The organism is Streptomyces qaidamensis (genome assembly GCF_001611795.1).
GTDB lineage: Bacteria > Actinomycetota > Actinomycetes > Streptomycetales > Streptomycetaceae > Streptomyces > Streptomyces qaidamensis.
The window spans coordinates 402,326-419,350 of the sequence record NZ_CP015098.1 but is presented as its reverse complement, the minus strand read 5'-3'; the positions used below and the strand labels follow the sequence as shown (position 1 = coordinate 419,350).

General features: G+C 72.6%; 17 protein-coding genes. 10 read left to right on the top strand and 7 right to left on the bottom strand.

The window, feature by feature from the left end; all coding sequences use genetic code 11:
* Nucleotides 1-85: 85 nt before the first annotated feature.
* The 3 genes from A4E84_RS01785 to A4E84_RS01775 are packed head-to-tail and all read right to left on the bottom strand — an operon-like array spanning nucleotide 86 to nucleotide 1,824.
* The gene (locus A4E84_RS01785; RefSeq protein WP_062924843.1) at nucleotides 86-850 is read right to left on the bottom strand and encodes a metallophosphoesterase family protein; all 765 of its coding nucleotides are present in this window, start codon (nucleotides 848-850) and stop codon (nucleotides 86-88) included.
* Complete coding sequence (locus A4E84_RS01780) at nucleotides 847-1,134, bottom strand: BON domain-containing protein (protein WP_062924842.1); 288 nt, start codon at nucleotides 1,132-1,134, stop codon at nucleotides 847-849. The genes A4E84_RS01785 and A4E84_RS01780 overlap by 4 nt, the downstream gene beginning before the upstream one ends.
* A 12-nt stretch (nucleotides 1,135-1,146) precedes the next feature.
* Nucleotides 1,147-1,824, bottom strand: a complete 678-nt coding sequence (locus A4E84_RS01775) for a nucleotidyltransferase family protein (RefSeq protein ID WP_033311752.1) — start codon at nucleotides 1,822-1,824, stop codon at nucleotides 1,147-1,149.
* 291 nt (nucleotides 1,825-2,115) lie between these two features.
* Between A4E84_RS01775 and A4E84_RS01770 the strand changes: the two genes are divergently transcribed.
* The 3 genes from A4E84_RS01770 to A4E84_RS01760 all read left to right on the top strand — a co-directional run bounded on the left by A4E84_RS01770 (nucleotide 2,116) and on the right by A4E84_RS01760 (nucleotide 7,331).
* Entirely contained in the window at nucleotides 2,116-2,325 is a 210-nt protein-coding gene (locus A4E84_RS01770) for a hypothetical protein (protein ID WP_062924841.1), read from the top strand.
* A 70-nt stretch (nucleotides 2,326-2,395) separates the two neighbouring features.
* Nucleotides 2,396-2,986, top strand: a complete 591-nt coding sequence (locus A4E84_RS43195) for a hypothetical protein (protein ID WP_237304778.1) — start codon at nucleotides 2,396-2,398, stop codon at nucleotides 2,984-2,986.
* A 16-nt stretch (nucleotides 2,987-3,002) separates the two neighbouring features.
* Nucleotides 3,003-7,331: a cation-translocating P-type ATPase gene (locus A4E84_RS01760; protein ID WP_062924840.1), complete on the top strand. Its 4,329-nt coding sequence runs from the start codon at nucleotides 3,003-3,005 to the stop codon at nucleotides 7,329-7,331.
* Nucleotides 7,332-7,391: 60 nt separating this feature from the next.
* Here the strand turns inward: A4E84_RS01760 and A4E84_RS01755 are convergent, their stop codons facing one another.
* Nucleotides 7,392-7,841, bottom strand: coding sequence for an SRPBCC family protein (locus A4E84_RS01755; RefSeq protein WP_062924839.1), 450 nt, complete (start codon nucleotides 7,839-7,841; stop codon nucleotides 7,392-7,394).
* Between the two features lie 149 nt (nucleotides 7,842-7,990).
* Here A4E84_RS01755 and A4E84_RS01750 point away from each other — a divergent pair, with 149 nt between their 5' ends.
* The 3 genes from A4E84_RS01750 to A4E84_RS01740 all read left to right on the top strand — a co-directional run bounded on the left by A4E84_RS01750 (nucleotide 7,991) and on the right by A4E84_RS01740 (nucleotide 9,387).
* On the top strand, nucleotides 7,991-8,434 hold the full coding sequence (locus A4E84_RS01750; RefSeq protein WP_167455399.1) for a phage holin family protein: 444 nt from the start codon (nucleotides 7,991-7,993) through the stop codon (nucleotides 8,432-8,434).
* The gene (locus tag A4E84_RS01745; RefSeq protein WP_062924838.1) at nucleotides 8,431-8,862 is read left to right on the top strand and encodes a DUF3618 domain-containing protein; all 432 of its coding nucleotides are present in this window, start codon (nucleotides 8,431-8,433) and stop codon (nucleotides 8,860-8,862) included. The genes A4E84_RS01750 and A4E84_RS01745 overlap by 4 nt, the downstream gene beginning before the upstream one ends.
* Before the next feature lie 72 nt (nucleotides 8,863-8,934).
* On the top strand, nucleotides 8,935-9,387 hold the full coding sequence (locus tag A4E84_RS01740) for a flavodoxin family protein (RefSeq protein ID WP_062924837.1): 453 nt from the start codon (nucleotides 8,935-8,937) through the stop codon (nucleotides 9,385-9,387).
* 18 nt (nucleotides 9,388-9,405) lie between these two features.
* Here A4E84_RS01740 and A4E84_RS01735 read toward each other — a convergent pair whose 3' ends face one another.
* Entirely contained in the window at nucleotides 9,406-10,605 is a 1,200-nt protein-coding gene (locus A4E84_RS01735) for a YihY/virulence factor BrkB family protein (RefSeq protein ID WP_237304776.1), read from the bottom strand.
* Between the two features lie 158 nt (nucleotides 10,606-10,763).
* On the opposite strand from A4E84_RS01735, the gene A4E84_RS01730 reads away from it, so the two are divergent.
* From A4E84_RS01730 to A4E84_RS01715, 4 genes are all read left to right on the top strand, one after another.
* Nucleotides 10,764-11,396 carry a GNAT family N-acetyltransferase gene (locus A4E84_RS01730; RefSeq protein WP_062931230.1) on the top strand — a complete coding sequence of 211 codons (633 nt, stop codon included), beginning with the start codon at nucleotides 10,764-10,766 and terminating at the stop codon, nucleotides 11,394-11,396.
* Nucleotides 11,397-11,544: 148 nt separating this feature from the next.
* On the top strand, nucleotides 11,545-12,240 hold the full coding sequence (locus tag A4E84_RS01725; protein ID WP_079128822.1) for a lytic polysaccharide monooxygenase auxiliary activity family 9 protein: 696 nt from the start codon (nucleotides 11,545-11,547) through the stop codon (nucleotides 12,238-12,240).
* Between the two features lie 252 nt (nucleotides 12,241-12,492).
* Nucleotides 12,493-14,514, top strand: a complete 2,022-nt coding sequence (locus A4E84_RS01720; RefSeq protein WP_062924835.1) for a DUF1996 domain-containing protein — start codon at nucleotides 12,493-12,495, stop codon at nucleotides 14,512-14,514.
* Nucleotides 14,515-14,691: 177 nt separating this feature from the next.
* Entirely contained in the window at nucleotides 14,692-15,456 is a 765-nt protein-coding gene (locus A4E84_RS01715) for a sulfite exporter TauE/SafE family protein (RefSeq protein ID WP_062924834.1), read from the top strand.
* A gap of 72 nt (nucleotides 15,457-15,528) precedes the next feature.
* Here the strand turns inward: A4E84_RS01715 and A4E84_RS01710 are convergent, their stop codons facing one another.
* Nucleotides 15,529-16,329: a YsnF/AvaK domain-containing protein gene (locus A4E84_RS01710; protein WP_062924833.1), complete on the bottom strand. Its 801-nt coding sequence runs from the start codon at nucleotides 16,327-16,329 to the stop codon at nucleotides 15,529-15,531.
* Nucleotides 16,330-16,419: 90 nt separating this feature from the next.
* Nucleotides 16,420-16,950 (bottom strand): hypothetical protein, encoded by a 531-nt coding sequence (locus A4E84_RS01705; protein WP_237305168.1) that lies wholly within the window; start codon nucleotides 16,948-16,950, stop codon nucleotides 16,420-16,422.
* Between the last annotated feature and the right edge of the window lie 75 nt (nucleotides 16,951-17,025).

Genomic DNA, 17,025 nt, shown 5'->3' with positions numbered 1-17,025 from the left:
TACCCGGGCGGTGCGGTGCGCCGGGCGGCGGACAACAGAAAACGCCGCCGGCGAACGCCGGCGGCGGAAGGGGGAAGGGGCCCGCTCAGCGGGCCTGTTGTACGGCGGCGCCGGTCGCGGCGGGCTCCCGGACCGGCAGGTGGTAGACGTGGAAGGCCCGTTTGATGACCGGCTGGGCGACGTTGCGCACCCGCACACCGCCGCTCGTCATGCCGTGCTCCGTGCCGGCGTGCGCGTGCCCGTGCACCGCGAGGTCGGCACCGGCGGTGTCGATCGCCTCGGCCAGCAGATAGCTGCCCAGGAAGGGGTAGATCTCCAGCGGCTCGCCGGCCAGGGTGTCCGCGACGGGGGAGTAGTGGGTCAGCGCGATCCGCGCGTCACAGCCCTCCTCGCCCAGTTGCTCCAGCGCGGCCCGCAGCCCGTCGGCGCTCCGCCGGGAGTACCGGACGAACTCCTTCATGACCGGCTCGCCGAACTCCCCGGCGCAGCGGCCGACGAACCCGCCGCCGAATCCCTTGGTCCCGGCGACACCGATCCGCGCCCCATCGCTCTCCACCACCGTGCCCTGCCCTTCCAGGACATGGGCACCGGCGTCCCGGAGGATGGCCGTGACCTCGTCCGGGCGGTCGTCGTGGTGGTCGTGGTTGCCCAGGACCGCGACGACGGGAACGGCGAGGTCCCGGACCTCCCGGGCCACCACCCGCATCTCCTCGGGCGTGCCGTGCCGGGTGAGGTCCCCGGCCAGCAGCAGGAGGTCGGCGCACTCGGGCAGGGTCTCGAAGGCGGGGCGCAGCACGCCCTGGCTCTCGGGCCCCATGTGGATGTCTCCCACGGCTGCGATGCGGATCATGAGAGTTCCTCCGCGTGGTCGGGGGAGGACGCCTCGGTGATCACGAGGTCGCTGTGTACGGGGAAGCCGGCGAGCTCCTCCTCGACGGTGCGCACGATCTCCTCGCGGCAGGGCGCCGAGGGCACGGTGCCGGTGAGCAGCACCGTCCTGCCCCGGGCCTCGACCCGTACGCCCAGTTCACCGAGTTCGCCGGAGGCGAGACGGTCCTGGAGGTGGGCGATGCGGTACTCCAGGTTCTCGGCGGGCGGCCCGCCGCCCGCGTCCTGTGAACCGAGGGTGCTCATGTGGGTGCTCCTTCAGATGACGTTCAGGCGCTCCAGGAGGAAGAAGAACGCCGCGGGCATGGGCTCGTCCCCGCACTCGCGCCGCACCTGCTCCCAGTCGACCTTCTCCCGCAGCGCACGTGCGATGGGCAGGGCCGCCCCGAAGTCGCAGTGGTGCTCGGAGAACGCGGCGGTCAGGCTCCACAGCAGATCGGTCGGGGCCAGCACGGGCATGCGCACCGAGTCGACCGACAGCTCCTCGGCCCGCTCCAGCATGTCCGCGCCCACCGGCCGGTGCGCCAACTCGAAGATGATGTCGACCGGCTGCCCGAAACACGTGGCCTTGATCAGCCAGTCCTCCGGCGGCGTGTAGACCGTCAGCCCGGCTTCGCGGAGCGTGGCCGCCACCGCTTCCGCGTCCTCGGGGCGGATCGCGAAGTCGACGTCGTGCTGCATGTTCTTCTCGCCGCCGTGGGCGTACGCGGCCACGCTGCCGGCCAGGGCGAACAGGTGCCCCTTGCGCTTCAGCAGGGCGCCGACCTGCTTGGCCGCCTCCAGGATCGCCTGGTTGCGGTCGAGGGGCAGTTCCTGCGGCGGCTGGTCCGCCTGCGGGTCCTGTGGTGGCGCGGGCTCGGCTCCCTCCGGTGCCATCCGGAGGTCGGGGATCCCCGGTCGCCGGACGAGCGTCGCGTCATCACCGTTCTGCGTCATGACCACTCCTTCGCCGAACCGGACACTCCGCTCCCGTGCGGTGTCCGGACCCGAGACGGCCTGTTTGCCTGCACTGAGTACCCGGCGCGCCCGACCCGACACGGACGGCTTCCGGCGACCGCCGGATCCGCACGATGTCGCTTTCGTGGAAAGCCGGTTCACGCCCGGGCCGCAGCTCCCGGGCCCCGGGTTCGGGCCGCTGGGCCCTTCCCCCGAGTGGCGGCCGACTCGCCCCCTGCCCAGCCTGGGACGGGCCGGACCGTCCGGCCGTCCATCCCTGAGGGAGCCCCGATGCGCACGTTGTCGTACGCCCTGCTCACTGCCCTGACCGCCACCGCACTCGCCGCTCCGGCGACTGCCGCCGCCCTCCCGGCGGACGTCACCGCGAGCCAGTGCGTCGCCGGTGGCGGCATGATCGTCATCTCCGCCGTGGGCGACGGATCGCCGTCGTACAGCAAGCGCTGCATGGGCGGGGTCCACGACGGCGAGACGGTCCTCTGACGCCCGGCCGAACAAGACAAGCGCATACCATGCCAAAGGCGGAATATAGGGCAAAGAGCTGGGAAACCGGATGACGCCGCTGGACAACGCGCTCGTGGAGGTCGACATGAACCAGGAGACATCACGTTCGTCCGATCTTCCGCAGCCCCTGCGGGCCATGGCCTCCGGCCTCAGGCACCTGCCGGGTGCGGAGCAGGTGGGCAAGGTGGCCACGGACGCGCTGGACCGGATCGGCGCGGTCTCGCCGCGCGGCCGCCGGATGGCCGTCTACGCCGGCGCCGGAGTGCTCGGCGTGGCCGGAGTGGTGGAGTGGCCGGTGGCGGTGACCGGCGCGGCCGTCGCCTGGCTCACCCAGCCGCGTCCCGGGCAGCGGCCCGACGGCGCGTCCCCGAACGGCGCAACACCGGCCGGAGAGAGCGGGGACCGCCGCTCCGCCCGGTCCGGCCGGGACGACGAGGACACCTCCGCGTACGGACCCGGCGGCAGACTCGCCGCCTCCCACTACCGGCACGACCGGCCGGAACAGCACGTCCATGAACAGCCCGCCAAGGTCGGCGACACCGCCACCGCCTCAGCGCTGAAGCAGGTCGCCGAGGCCACCGCGCACCACGGCGAGGAGCAACCCCACGGGCAGACACACGACAGCCGCCCCACCGGCTGAGTCGGGACAGCAGCAGATGCTCACACTCTTCGACGTCACCCCGCTCGTCGGGGCCGTGGCCGGGGCCGCCGCAGGCGCCGCCCGCAGCACCGCCCAGTCGGTGACGTCCGTCTACGACACCACCCGCCGCGTCCGCAACGTCGCGCGCAACGCTCTGACCGGCGGGCAGCACTGGAAGGCCGGGCAGCGCCTTCACCTCGCGCTGCGGCACCCCGACGGCGAGGCCGAAGCCCTCGCCCACAAGCTCGCCGAGGAACTGGTCGAGCACCCGGACGTGCTCACGGCGTACTGGGACGGGGGACTGTCCCGCCTCGTGGTCACCGTCGCCGAGGACGCCGCCACCGACCGCGTCACCGAGCGGGCAACCGCACTCGCCACCCGCCTCGGCCTGGACGAGGGCACCGATCCGAACGCCCGGGACACCAGCCACCCCGGCGACCCCGCCGAGGTGCGCCTCACCGCGGCGGCGATCCTGTTGGACGCCGCCGGCGCGGCCGGCGCCCTGGCCGGCCGGTCCCTGCGGATCCCGCCCACCTCGCGCATCATCACCGCCACCGTCACGCTGCTGCGCGAGAACCCCCGCTTCCGGGCCGTGCTCAGGCAGCGGTTCGGCACGTCCGGCATGGAACTCGTCCTCGCCGCCGCCAACGCCGCCGCCCACGGCATCGGCCAGACCCCGCTGGCGCTCGTGCTCGACGGCATCCTGCGCGGCAACCAGCTCACGGAGGCGGTGGCCAGGGCCGCGGCCTTCGAGGCGCTGCACGACGACGTCTGCCACCACAAGCGCACCAGCCTGCCCTGCCCCACGGACGCCCGGCCACCGCTCAAGGTGACCCCGGCCGCGGAGTACGCCTCCCACGCCAGCACCGGCAGCCTCGCCGGCGCCGCCGCCACCCTCCTCGTCACCCACAGCGCGAACGACGCCGCCGAAGCGGTCCTCGCCGGATCCCCGAAGGCCGCCCGCTACGGACCGGCCGCCTTCGGCGCGACCCTCGGCGCCTTCCTCGCCCACGCCGGGATCCTCCTGCGCAACGGGGAGCGCCTGCGGCAGCTGGAGATCGCCGACGCCCTCGTCCTGCACGCCGACGCCCTGCGCAGCCTGCGGCAGGACGACACCGACGACGGCCTTCCCGACGACCCGGTCCACCCCTTCGCCGAGGCCGTCCTGGACGCCGCCCGCCGAGCAGGGCTGCACGTCGTGATCGCGGGTGGCTCCGACCTGAAGGACATCACCCGGCTCGCCGACGAGGTCGCCCCGAGCGCGGTTCCGTTCGGAGACGTCGTACGGGGCCTGCAGGACGATGGGCACGTCGTCGTGACCGTCGCCCGCCTGGACGCGTCAGAGGACGGGAACGTCGCGGCCGGGCTGTCCGCCGGCGACGTGGCCATCGCCCTCACCGACGGCGGGGGCGCCGTCTCCTGGGGCGTCGACGCGCTGGTCCGCGGCGGCCTCGCCGATGTCTGGCGGCTGCTCACGGCGATCCCCGCCGCCCGGCGCGTCGGACGCCGGTCGCAGACCCTCGCCCGGGCCGGCGCGGCCCTCTCCGGACTCCTGGTCGCCCGCGGCGGACAGCCCCCCGGCCGGCGCCTGCTGTGGCCCCTCACCCGGCACGCCCCCGTCAACATCGCCGCCGTCAACGCCCTGGTCACCGGCTGGTTCGAAGCCGTCCGCGTCGCCCGGGCCACCCCGCCCCAGCCGCGCCTGCACATCCCCTGGCACGCCCTGGAACCCCACGAGGCCCGCGACCGGCTGCGGCGCGCCGACCACGACGGCGAGCCCCGCGGACTCACCCTGCTCGCCGACCGCTCACGGCAGCAGGCCGCACGCCTGACCCGGCACCCGGCCGCCACCCCCGCCCGCTGGACCTGGCAGGCGGCCGGCGCCGTACGCCGCGAACTCGACGACCCGCTGACCCCCGTCCTCGCCACGGGCGCCGTCGCCTCGGCGCTGCTCGGCTCGGTCGTCGACGCGCTGCTCGTCGTCGGCGCCATGGACCTCAACGCCGTGACCGGCGGACTCCAGCGCCTGCGCGCCGAACAGGCCCTGGCCCGGCTCGCCGCCCGGCAGCAGCCCAAGGCCCGCAAGCAGGACAGCCGTAAACGCACGGTCACCGTCGACGCCGCCCGGCTGCGGCCCGGCGACGAGATCAGCCTCGGCGCCGGCGACGTCGTACCCGCCGACGCCCGGCTGCTGGACGTCGACGGCCTGGAGGTCGACGAGTCGGCGCTCACCGGCGAGTCCCTGCCGGTGACCAAGACAATCGAGGCCACACCCGGTGCGCCCGTGGCGCAGCGCACCTGCATGGTCTTCGAGGGCACCACCGTCGTGGCCGGAGGGGCCACGGCCCTGGTCGTGAACACCGGCGACCAGACCGAGGCGGGCCGGGCCGTCACGCTCGCCGCCCGCACCCCGCCGCCCGCCGGCGTCCAGGCCCGGCTCCAGGAACTGACCCGCAAGGCACTGCCGGTGACCTTCACCGGCGGCGCGGCCGTGACCGGGCTGTCCCTGTTGCGCGGCAGCCCCGTCCGGCGCGCCGTCAGCGGCGGCGTCGCGGTCGCCGTCGCCGCCGTACCCGAAGGGCTCCCGCTCGTCGCGACCGTCGCGCAGATGGCGGCGGCCCGCCGACTGTCCCGGCGCGGCGTCCTGGTCCGCACCCCACGCACCCTGGAGGCGCTCGGCCGGGTCGACACCGTCTGCTTCGACAAGACCGGCACCCTCACCGAGAACAGACTGCGCCTGGTCCGCGTCGCCACCGCCGACGGCACCGTCCTCGCCACCGACGACGAACAGGCCGCACCGGTCGTCCGCCTGGCCGCGCGTGCCTGCCCCCAGGAGGAGACGGGGGAGGGCCGCCGGGTCGCGCACGCCACCGACGAGGCCGTCCTCGATGTCGCCCCGCCCGACGAGGACTGGGCAGCCACCGGCGAGCTGCCCTTCGAGACCCGCCGGGGCTACGCCGCCGCGATCGGCCGCGACGGCGACCCGGACATGGGCGAACTGCTCGTCGTCAAGGGAGCCCCCGAGACGATCCTGCCCGCCTGCCGGGACCTGCCCGCCCACGCCTGGGACACCGCCCACGAGCTCGCCGGGCAAGGACTGCGCGTCCTCGCCGTCGCCCGCCGCGCCTGCCGGGCCGACGACGCCGAGGCCGAACTCGACCTGCCCCTCGCCGACCTGGAGTTCAGCGGCTTCGTCGCCCTCGCCGACGTCCCGCGCGACACCTCGCACGCCCTGCTCGCGGACCTGCGCCGCTCCGGCATCCTGCCCGTCATGCTCACCGGTGACCACCCGGAGACCGCCCGCGCCATCGCCCTGCAACTGGGCTGGCCGGAGGAGACCGAGGCCGTGACCGGTGACGAACTCGTCGCCATGGAGCGCCGCGAACGCGTCCGGGTCCTGCGCGGCGCCGGCGTCATCGCCCGGGTCGCACCCGAGCAGAAGCTGCACGTCGTGGAAGCCCTGCAACAGGCCGGGCGGGTCGTGGCGATGGCCGGCGACGGCGCCAACGACGCCGCCGCCATCCGAGCCGCCGACGTCGGGGTCGGCGTCGAGTCCCGTGGCTCCGCCGCCGCCCGCAACGCCGCCGACCTCGTGCTCACCACCGGCGACCTGTCCGTCCTCGTGGACGCGGTCGCCGAGGGCCGCGCCCTGTGGCGCAGCGTCGCCGACGCGGTGAGCATCCTCATCGGTGGCAACGCCGGCGAGGTCGGCTTCAGCGTCCTCGGTACCCTGCTCGCCGGTGCCTCGCCCCTGTCCACCCGTCAACTGCTGCTGGTCAACCTGCTCACCGACATGTTCCCGGCCATGGCCGTGGCCGTCACACCGAGCAGCGACCCCTCGACCGCCGAGCACGCCGCGACCGGCCCGATGGGCCTCGACGTCCTCGGCGCGCCCCTGCTGCGCTCCATCCGCCGCCGCGGCATCACCACCTGCTTCGGGGCGGCCGCGGCGTACCTCATCGGCCGCCTCACCCCCGGCACCGAACGCCGGTCCACCACCATGGCCCTGTGCGGTGTCGTCGGCGCGCAGCTCGTGCAGACCCTCTCCGGACGGCGCCACAGCACACTCGTCTGGGTCACGGCCCTCGGGTCGGCCGCCGTCCTCGCCGCCCTCGTCCAGACCCCCGGCGTCAGCCACTTCTTCGGCTGCACCCCGCTCGGGCCCGTCGCCTGGGCCGGCGTGGCCCTGGCCATCGCCCTGTCGGCTCTGGCTCCCCGTCTGGAGCGCCTCCGGGCGGTCCACGCCCTCTACGACGCCGCGACACGACTCGCCCTGCGCCTGGGCGACCTGAACCGGCAGGCCCGGCAGTTCTTCCGGAGCGGGATCGCCGCGCCGGTGGCGTAGCGGACGGGCACAGCGCAAGGCCGCCACCACGTGCAGTGGTGGCGGCCTGCTCACGCCCGGTCAGACCTGGCCGCGCCAGGCGCCCGTCTCGGCCCCGCGGGTCTCCATGAACTCCTTGAACCGACGCAGATCACCCGAGAGCTGCCGCTTCACGAAGCCGAGCTTGTCGCCCACGGTCTCGGCCACGCCGTTGGGGTCGAAGTCCATCTGCAGCATGACCTTGGTCGTGTCGTCCTGGATGCGGTGGAAGGTCACCACACCGGCCTGCCGCGCCTCGCCGCCCACGGTGGTCCAGGCGACGCGCTCGTCCGGGACCTGTTCGGTGATCTCCGCGTCGAACTCCCGCGCCTGTCCGCCGACCTTCGTGACCCAGTGCGTGAGGGTGTCGGTGCGCTGCTCGATGCGCTCGACACCGTCCATGAACTCGGGGAAGGACTCGAACTGCGTCCACTGGTTGTACGCGGTGTGCACCGGCACGCGGACCTCGATGGATTCCTCTACCTGCGACAAGGCGATACCTCTCTTTCTCGTCTCTGAGCGGCGGACGGGTACCAGATCTCGCGCGGCTCACTCATCGTCATCACGAGTTGTCCGACCAGGTGTCCTTTCCGCCTTTCCGGGGGTACCCGGCCCGCAACACGGACCGGGAGGTGATCGCCATGACGGACACGCACCGCACGGCCTCCGCCGCTCCCCGCACGGGGAGCGCGCCGACGGCCGGAGACGAGCCGGTGGGCGAGCTGGTACAGCGGGCCACCGAGCAACTGACCGACCTGGTGCGCGGCGAGATGCGCCTCGCCCGGGCGGAGATGACCGAGAAGGGCAAACGCTTCGGGAAGGGCGGCGGCCTGTTCGGCGGCGCCGGCGTCCTCGGCTTCGTCACCCTGCAGGCCTTGGTCGCCACGGCGATCGCCGCCCTGGCCGTACCGCTGCCGGTATGGGCGGCGGCGCTCATCGTCACGGGCGTGCTGGCCGTTGCCACGGGCCTGACGGCGCTGGCCGGCCGCAAGCAGGTGCGCAGCGCCACCCCGCCCGCCCCGCAGCAGACCATCGACAACGTGAAGGCCGACGTGGCCGAGATCAAGGAGAGTGCACAGCGATGACCCAGCCTCCGCACGACGAGCCGACCGCCCGCAGCCAGGAGGAGCTGCGCGAACAGGTCGAGCAGACCCGCCACGAACTCGGCGACACCGTGCAGGCACTGGCGGACCGGGCCGACGTCAAGACCCGTGCCCGCGAGAAGGCCGTCGCGGTCAGGGAGCAGGCCGGGGCCAAGGCGCAGGAATGGAGCGGGCAGGCCAGGACCAAGGCCGCGCACATGGCCCACACCGTGGAGGAGAAGCTGCCCGAGCCGGTGAAGCAGAAGGGCGCCGCCGCCGCTCAGGGCGCGAAAGAGAAGGCCGCCCAGGCCGAGCAGGTCTGGCAGGACAAGGCCCCGAGGCAGATGCGCGACCACCGGGCCGCCCTGCTGGCGGGCGCCGGTGCCGTCCTGGTGGCCGCCCTGCTTATCCGCCGTCGCGGCAACCGCTGAGCCACGGCACACCGACATCCGGCCCCCGTCACCGCTTGCGGTGGCGGGGGCCGGACGGCAAGGTCAGGTGCCGTGGCCACTTTGCTGATCGTCCATCACACGCCCTCGCCCCACTGCCAGGCGATGTTCGAAGCCGTCCTGTCCGGTGCGACGGACCCCGAGATCGAGGACGTGAGGGTCGTCCGGGTGCCCGCCCTGTCGGCCACCGCCTCCGACGTCCTCGCCGCCGACGGCTTTCTCCTCGGCACTCCCGCGAACCTCGGCTACATGTCCGGGGCCCTCAAGCACTTCTTCGACCAGGTCTACTACCCGTGCCTGGACGCCACCCGCGGCCGCCCCTTCGGCTACTGGGTGCACGGCGGCAACGACGTCACCGGAGCGGTGCGCGGGATCGAGTCGGTGACGACCGGCCTCGGCTGGCGTCGCACCGCCGAGGCCGTCACCGTGACCGGCGAGCCGGACAAGGACGACCTCGGGCGGTGCTGGGAACTGGGCGCGACGGTCGCCGCCGGACTCACGGGCTGAACCGAACCGTCGGACGGGTCAGGTCTGTTCCAGCCGGCGGCGGTCCTGCTCGTCCCACGCCCGGGTGTCACGCGGCTGGGTGTACGGCTCGTCCTCGGGCGGATGACCACCGGCAATGGCGCGCTGCCGCACCGTCTCCGCGTCGAACTCCAGCCCCAGCAGGATCGCCAGGTTCGTGATCCACAGCCACACCAGGAAGACGATGACACCGGCCATCGTGCCGTAGGTCTTGTTGTACGAGGCGAAGTTGGCGACGTAGACCGCGAACCCGGCGGACGCGACCATCCAGATCAGCAGCGCCAGCAGACTGCCGGGTGTGATCCAGCGGAATCCCTTCACCTTGGCGTTCGGGGCCGCCCAGTACAGGATCGCGATCATGAGCACGACCAGCAGCACCAGGACCGGCCACTTGGCGATCGACCACAACGTCAGCGCGGTGTCGCCGACGCCCAGTGCGTCTCCGGCCTGCTGGGCCAGTCCGCCCGAGAACACCACGATCAGTGAGCTGATGACGGCCAGCACCAGCAGCACGACCGTCACGCCCACCCGCATCGGCAGCAGCTTCCACACCGGCCGGCCCTCGGGCATGTCGTAGACGGCGTTGGCCGAGCGGATGAACGCGCCCACGTAGCCGGACGCCGACCACAACGCCAGGACCAGACCGACGATCGCCATCAGCGAGCCGATGCCGGAGTTGCCCTGCAACTGGTTCACGGCCCGGGTGATGATGTCGCCCGCCGAGCCGGGCACGAGCTCGCGGACGTTCTCGGTCACCTTGTCCGTGGTCGACCTGCCGGTGAGGCCCAGCATCGACACCAGCACCAGCAGTGCGGGGAACAGCGCCAGCACGCCGTAGTAGGTCAGCGCGGCCGCCCGGTCGGTCAGCTCATCGTCCTTGAACTCCCGCACGCTGCCCTTCAGCACCGCGACCCAGGACTTCCGGGGCAGGTCCCTCAGCGTGTCCGGTGCCGCGCGCTCCACCTCGGGGTCCGGCCCGGGCTCCTCGGCAGCGGGCGCGGGTGTTTGCCGGCCCTCCGCTCCGGAAGCCTCCCGGCGTTCCGCCTCCGAGGTCCCGAAGCGGTCCGCATCGGCATCCTCCCGGCGTTCTGCTTCGCGAGACTCCCTGCGTTCCGCCTCGAACCCCGGGCGTTGGCTCTCCGGAGGCGGTGCCTCGGTCTCGTGTTGTTCTTTTCGTCCCGGAATATGCAGCTTCACCATGTGAGCCGGGTAACCCCGGGCGGGGGCCTTAAGCCGCGCTCGTCCAAGCCGGTCACGGGACGCCGGCGTGAAATGGCCCCGGCAGACCGGCCGGGCCCCTCGGCGGACCGCGGGGAAGGGACTTGAGGGAGCGCTCCCACCGGGTGCACGATGCCGCCATGACCACGTCACCCGCGATCCGCCCGTACCGCCCCGAGGACCGCCCGGCTCTCGACGGCATCTGCATCCGCACCGCCCATCAGGGCGAGGACAGCCGCCCCCACTACGCGGACCCGGGCATCTTCCCGGCGACCTTCGCGGCGCCGTACGTCCATCTGGAGCCGGACCTGGCCTTCGTGCTGGACGACGGGCGGGGACGGGCGGTCGGTTACATCCTCGGCGCGGCCGACACCGCGCGCTTCGCCGCAGCCTTCCGCGCCACGTGGCTTCCCCTGGTCGCCGGCCGTTACCCGGAACCGCCCCGGCCGCCGCGCACCCCGGACGAGGCGATAGCGGGCCTGTTGCACGACCCCGAACGGATGGTGTTGTCCGAACTGGCCGCCCACCCCGCCCACCTGCACATCGATCTGCTGCCCGACTGGCAGCGCCGTGGCTACGGACGCCGGCTGATGCGGACGCTTCTGCAGACCCTCCAGGACAGGGGAGTGCCGGCCGTGCACCTGGCCATGGCGACCGCCAACACCCGGGCCCGTGCCTTCTATGCCCGCCTGGGCTTCGAGGAGATCGCGGTGCCCGAGCCGGGCGCGGCCACCTACCTCGGACGCACCACGAAGGAACTGGACCGGCTCTGACCGACACGGAAGTGGCGCAATCGCGCATTGCCGACTCGTGTCATCGGGTGCAGCCTGTGTGATATGGGAGCGCTCCCACATCGAAACATGATCGAAAAGCATGAATGAGTGAACGCACGGCAACCCCCACACCCGAAAGAGAGAGATCATGAATTGTCATGGTCATGATGTCGATCAAGGTGCATCACGCCTCCCCAGGCTCAGGTCCCGCCTGACGCTCGCCCTGAGCGTGCTCGTCGCCGCGCTGCTCAGCCTGATCCCGTGGAGCGGCACCGCCGTCGCCCACGGCTCGGTCGTCGACCCGGCCTCCCGCAACTACGGCTGCTGGCTGCGCTGGGGGAGCGATCACCTGAACCCCGCGATGGCCCAGCAGGACCCCATGTGCTGGCAGGCGTGGCGGGCCGACCCCAACGCCATGTGGAACTGGAACGGCCTGTACCGCAACGGCTCCGGCGGGAACTTCCAGGCCGTCGTCCCCAACGGCCAGCTGTGCAGCGGCGGCCGGACCGAGGGCGGCCGGTACAACTCCCTCGACGCGGTCGGCGCCTGGAAGACCACGGACATCACCGGCAACTTCACGGTGAAGCTGTACGACCAGGCCAGCCACGGCGCCGACTACTTCCTGGTGTACGTCACGCGGCAGGGCTTCGACCCCACCACCCGGCCGCTGACGTGGAACGACCTCCAGCTCGTCAAGCGCACCGGCAGGTACGCGCCCAGCCAGAACTACGAGATCCCGGTGAGCACTTCGGGGCTGAGCGGCCGGCACATCGTGTACACGATCTGGCAGGCCTCGCACATGGACCAGACCTACTTCCTGTGCAGTGACGTGAACTTCCGCTGACCTGCGCGTCCCCGCCGGACAGGGCGTCCGGCGGGGCTCGGGCCGCCCCGTGCTTCATGAGAGTTCTCCGAAAATTTTCGAAGGGGGTGAACACCCGGCTGCTCCCGTACGTATGGGGCGAGGGGATTTTCATGCCCGGCACGCCACAAGCGCAGGAGAGCACCCTTGGGACGCAACACGCGAAGACGCCCTACCGGCCCACGACGCGCGACCTTCGCCGCATTCGCACTGATCCTGGGCGGAGGCGGCCTGATGGCCGCGAACGTCTACGCCTCGGCCACGGACGGCGGTTCGGGCGGTGACTCCGCCGCGACGCGGTCCGGCACGGGGGTCCGGACCGCGGGCGCCACGATCGACTGCCCGGACGTCGGCAGCAAGCTGACCTCGGTCCCCGAGCGGGCGCGGGGGGAGGTCGACAAGGAACTCGCCCTCCTGGACGAGCAGATCGCCAAGGCGTATCAGCAGCTGAGCGAATCGGCACAGCAGATGGACCAGGATCCCGGCTTCGCCGGCAACGCGATCGTGAATCCGCTGGAGGAGAAGCGGAGGGCGACCCTCGATCGCATCGCGATCGCCATCGACCGCGTGGGGGACCGCCCCGAGGGGCTGAAGGCCCTGGCCGCCTGCACGGTGCAGGACGGCAACCAGGCTCCCGCGCAGGGCGAAGGCCAGGACGGCGGCGCCGGCGAGGAACAGGGCCAGGCCGGCCAGGAGCAGGGGAACGGCCAGGGCCAGGGCGCCAACGGCGGACAGGCGGGCAACGGCCCCGTCGCCGCCGACTTCGCGGACATCAAGAGCGTCCAGCCCAACGTGAACGACCCCCGCCCGCAGGGCGACGCGTCCCGCGGTTCCTTCGCCACCAGTTGCGGCGTGAACGAGAACGGCCTGTTCAACTCCGACAACATCATCGCCGCCCCGGGCGTCACCAACGGCGCCCACCACTTCCACGACTACGTCGGAAACCAGGCCAACAACGCCTTCGCCAGCGACCAGGACCTCGCGAACGCCGAGACCAGCTGCGACGACCAGGGCGACAAGTCGTCCTACTACTGGCCCGTCGTACGCCTGCAGAACGGCACCCAGGAGCAGGACGCCAACAAGCCCGGTGGCGGCATCGAGGGCAACGCCGGCGAGATCGTCACGCCGAAGCAGGTCACGCTGACGTTCGTCGGCAACCCCCGTGAGAAGGTCACGGCCATGCCGCGTCTGCTGCGCATCATCACGGGCGACGCCAAGTCGTTCGTCAACGGCCCGGCCAACGCCAACGCCTCCTGGAGCTGCACCGGCTTCGAGGACCGGCAGCTGAAGGACAAGTACCCGCTGTGCCCGCAGGGCAGCGACGTCGTCCGCACGTTCAAGTTCCAGAGCTGCTGGGACGGCCGCAACATCGACAGCGCCAACCACCGTACCCACGTGGCGTTCTCGGACGCCGCAGGGAACTGCCCGTCCGGCTTCCGCCCCATCCCGCAGCTGGTCCAGCGCATCGTCTACGACATCGACGCGCCGAGTCTGAACGACGGCGGCCGCACGACGCCGCTGTTCGCGGTCGACTCCTTCCCGGAGCAGCTGCACAAGCCGGGCACGGACCACGGTGACTTCATCAACATCTTCGACGAGGATCTGATGGGGGAGATGGTCGACTGCATCAACGACGGCCGTAAGTGCGGAGCCGGAGCGGACGGCGGGCAGAACCCGGGGCCGGGCGAGGAGCCCCAGGAGGAGCCGACGAAGACGCCGGAGGCCCCGCAGGAGGAGCCGACGAAGACGCCGGAGGCCCCGCAGGAGGAGCCGACGAAGACGCCGGAGGCCCCGCAGGAGGAGCCGACCAAGACGCCCGACGCCCCGCAGAACGGGAACGGCGGCGGCAAGCCCGGTGACCAGGGCGACGACGGTGACGACGGCAAGGGTGAGGCCGCGAAGCCCCCCGCGGACAAGCCCAACCCCGAGCCGGAGCCCGGCGACGCGTCCACCGCCCCCGGTGGCGCTCAGCCGGAGGTGAAGGCGACGGCCTCCGCCGACGGCGGCAACGCCGCCGAGCAGGGTGGCGGTTCGAAGAACGGCGACGACGCGGACACCGACGGCCTCGGCGACTCCCAGGCCGTCGGCCAGGCGACGAGTGCCGCCCCGACCCCGTCGGTGCCGTCCCGGACCGAGCCGCAGGCGGTCGGCGAGGGCGGCCTGGCCGACACCGGCGCCCAGCTCTGGCCGGCCGCGGCCGGTGCCGTGCTGGTGATCGCGGGCTTCGTGGTCCTGCGCCGGGTGCGCCGGGGCTAGGAGCCACGTCCGGACGTGAGCCGTGAACGGCGGCGGGATCCCCACCGGATCCCGCCGCCGTCGTACGTCCCGGGCCGAGTCCCTTCTCCGGCACCCTTGCACGGGCGCCGAACGGTCCACCCTCTAGCGTGACCCCATGAACCTCAGGGGAAACGGCACACGCGGCGGAGCGGCGGCGTGACGCCGTGGGAGATGGCCGCCGTGCTCGCCGCCGGCACGGGCGCCGGGGCCGTCAACGCCGTCGTCGGCTCGGGGACGCTGATCACCTTCCCGGTACTGCTGGCCACCGGCCTGCCCCCGGTGACGGCCACGGTGTCGAACGGCCTGGGCCTGGTGCCCGGTTCGATCACCGCGGCCCTCGGCTACCGCGAGGAACTGCGTGGCCAGGGCCGGCGCGTCCTCCTGCTCGGCGTCGCTGCCGTGCTGGGCGGCCTCGCGGGCGCCGTGCTGCTGCTGACCCTGCCCGCGTCGGCGTTCGAGCGGATCGTGCCGGTCCTGGTGGGCCTCGCCCTGGTCCTGGTCGCGTGCCAGCCCTGGATCGCCCAGCGGGTGCGTCGCCGTCGCGCCTCGGGCGGTCCCGTCCGCCGCGACGGCGGCCCGCTGCTCTTCACCGGACTGACGCTCGCCAGCGTCTACGGCGGGTACTTCTCGGCCGCGCAGGGCATCATCTACGTCTCCCTGATGGGCATGCTGCTCGACGAGACGCTTCAGCGGCTCAACGCCGTGAAGAACGTGCTGGCTGCCGTCGTCAACACGGTCGCCGCCCTGCTGTTCCTGTTCTTCGCCGACTTCGACTGGACGGCCGTCGTGCTCATCGCCGCCGGATCAGCGCTCGGCGGCCTGATCGGAGCCAGAACGGGCCGCCGCCTCAGCCCCGCCGTCCTGCGCACCCTGATCGTGTCGGTCGGCACCGTCGCCCTCGTCCACCTGGTGCTCCACTGATCCCGTCCCGGCGGGCACGCGGGGCGCCCGGGGGAGGGCCTCGGCCCTCGCGCCCCGGGCGCCCCGTGGAGATCAGCGGCGGCGCCGCTGGTCCCCGTGCTCGTCGGTTCCCTCGGTTCCCTCGGTTCCCTCGGTTTCGATGCGTTCCTTGCGGACCTCGCCGGTGACGGTCTCCTCCTCCGTGACCTCTTCGGTGGTCATGCGGACCCGCTCCTTCGGCACGGCCCTGGTCTCCACCACGGGCTGCTCCTCGTAGAGCGTGACGTCGTGTTCCGCCTCGGTGATGTCCGGGCCGGTCATCGCCCTGTCCCGGTTGGCGTCGGTGATCGGCTCGCGTTCGACGCGGACCTCTTCATGGCGTACGGGGACGGTGTACTGCTGCTCTTCGGTGACGACGTACTTGCGCAGCCGCGCCCGGCCGGCCTCGCGGCGTTCGACACCGACGTGCATCTCCTCCTCGGACCGCGTCATCGCCTCGTCGCCGGTGGTGCCGGTGGTGCCGGTGGTGCCGGTCGCCTGGCCGGTGCCGGAATGCGGGTCCTGCCACGAGGCGTCCCAGTCGATGCCGTAGTACTGGTACAGGCGCTGTTCCTCCTGTTCGGACAGGTGGCCGCCGGCGTCTATGTCGACGTTGGGCGCGTCCTTGACCTGGTCCTTGGCGTACGGCACTTCGAGGTGGTCCTCGACGAGGGCCGCATCGTGGATGGGTACGAAGGACTCGCTGGTGCCGAACAGGCCCGTCCGTACGCTGACCCACTCGGGCTCGCCGGTGACGTCGTCGAAGAAGACGTGCCGGGCATCGCCGATCTTGTCGCCCCTGGCGTCATGGACGGGGTGGTCCAGCACGGTGTCAATCTGCTCTCGGGTGATCATTTCGCTGTCTCCTGCACTCTCGGTATCGATCCGGCCGACGGACTCGGGCTGTGCTGGTGTCAGAGTGCGGCCGGCCGGGCGGCGGGGTGCCTACGGTCCGGGGCTGCCGGTCTGTCCGCGTGCTTCCCCGGCCGCCGTCTGTGCGGACCGGCGAGCCTGTTCCGTGACGTGCCCGGCTTGCTCTCCGGCCTGTTCCTTGGTGGCTCGGGCGGCTTCGGAGGCGGTGTCCTTGACCTCTTGGGCGGCTTGGCGTCCGGCCTGGGTGGCGTCCTCCTTCAGTTGCTGCGCGGACTCCAACGCGGCCTGTTTCACGGGCTCGACGGCCTGTCCGGCCCGCTCCGCCGCCTGCTCCTCGGCCTGCGAGGTGGGCAGCAGCGAGGCGGTCAGCAGTCCCGCGCCGAAGGCGATGAGGCCGGCGGCGAGCGGGTTGCCCTGCGTCTGCCGCATCGCTTGCCCGGGGGCCTGCCGTGCCGCGTCGCCGGCCTGCCCGGCGGTGCCGGCGACCTTTCCGGCGGCCTGGCGCGCGGTGTCCGCCGCCTGACCGGTGGATTCCTGTACCGACCGGGCGGCCTGCTGCGTGCGGTCGGAGGTCTGCCCGGTGAACTCCGAAGCGCTGCCCATCACTCGTTCCCTGACCCCGTGCAGAGCTCCGCGGACGCGCCGGGTGCGACGCCGTACCATCCGGCGGGGGCGGGC

Excerpts from the sequence above, each read along its gene's own strand:
- A4E84_RS01720 (WP_062924835.1), top strand. The coding sequence starts at position 12,493 with ATGGCCGCGAACGTCTACGCCTCGGCCACGGACGGCGGTTCGGGCGGT.
- A4E84_RS01780 (WP_062924842.1), bottom strand. The coding sequence starts at position 1,134 with ATGAGCACCCTCGGTTCACAGGACGCGGGCGGCGGGCCGCCCGCCGAG.
- A4E84_RS01785 (WP_062924843.1), bottom strand. The coding sequence starts at position 850 with ATGATCCGCATCGCAGCCGTGGGAGACATCCACATGGGGCCCGAGAGC.
- A4E84_RS43195 (WP_237304778.1), top strand. The coding sequence starts at position 2,396 with ATGACGCCGCTGGACAACGCGCTCGTGGAGGTCGACATGAACCAGGAG.
- A4E84_RS01730 (WP_062931230.1), top strand. The coding sequence starts at position 10,764 with ATGACCACGTCACCCGCGATCCGCCCGTACCGCCCCGAGGACCGCCCG.
- A4E84_RS01760 (WP_062924840.1), top strand. The coding sequence starts at position 3,003 with ATGCTCACACTCTTCGACGTCACCCCGCTCGTCGGGGCCGTGGCCGGG.
- A4E84_RS01710 (WP_062924833.1), bottom strand. The coding sequence starts at position 16,329 with ATGATCACCCGAGAGCAGATTGACACCGTGCTGGACCACCCCGTCCAT.
- A4E84_RS01750 (WP_167455399.1), top strand. The coding sequence starts at position 7,991 with ATGACGGACACGCACCGCACGGCCTCCGCCGCTCCCCGCACGGGGAGC.
- A4E84_RS01735 (WP_237304776.1), bottom strand. The coding sequence starts at position 10,605 with ATGGTGAAGCTGCATATTCCGGGACGAAAAGAACAACACGAGACCGAG.
- A4E84_RS01745 (WP_062924838.1), top strand. The coding sequence starts at position 8,431 with ATGACCCAGCCTCCGCACGACGAGCCGACCGCCCGCAGCCAGGAGGAG.
- A4E84_RS01770 (WP_062924841.1), top strand. The coding sequence starts at position 2,116 with ATGCGCACGTTGTCGTACGCCCTGCTCACTGCCCTGACCGCCACCGCA.
- A4E84_RS01705 (WP_237305168.1), bottom strand. The coding sequence starts at position 16,950 with ATGGGCAGCGCTTCGGAGTTCACCGGGCAGACCTCCGACCGCACGCAG.
- A4E84_RS01725 (WP_079128822.1), top strand. The coding sequence starts at position 11,545 with ATGAATTGTCATGGTCATGATGTCGATCAAGGTGCATCACGCCTCCCC.
- A4E84_RS01775 (WP_033311752.1), bottom strand. The coding sequence starts at position 1,824 with ATGACGCAGAACGGTGATGACGCGACGCTCGTCCGGCGACCGGGGATC.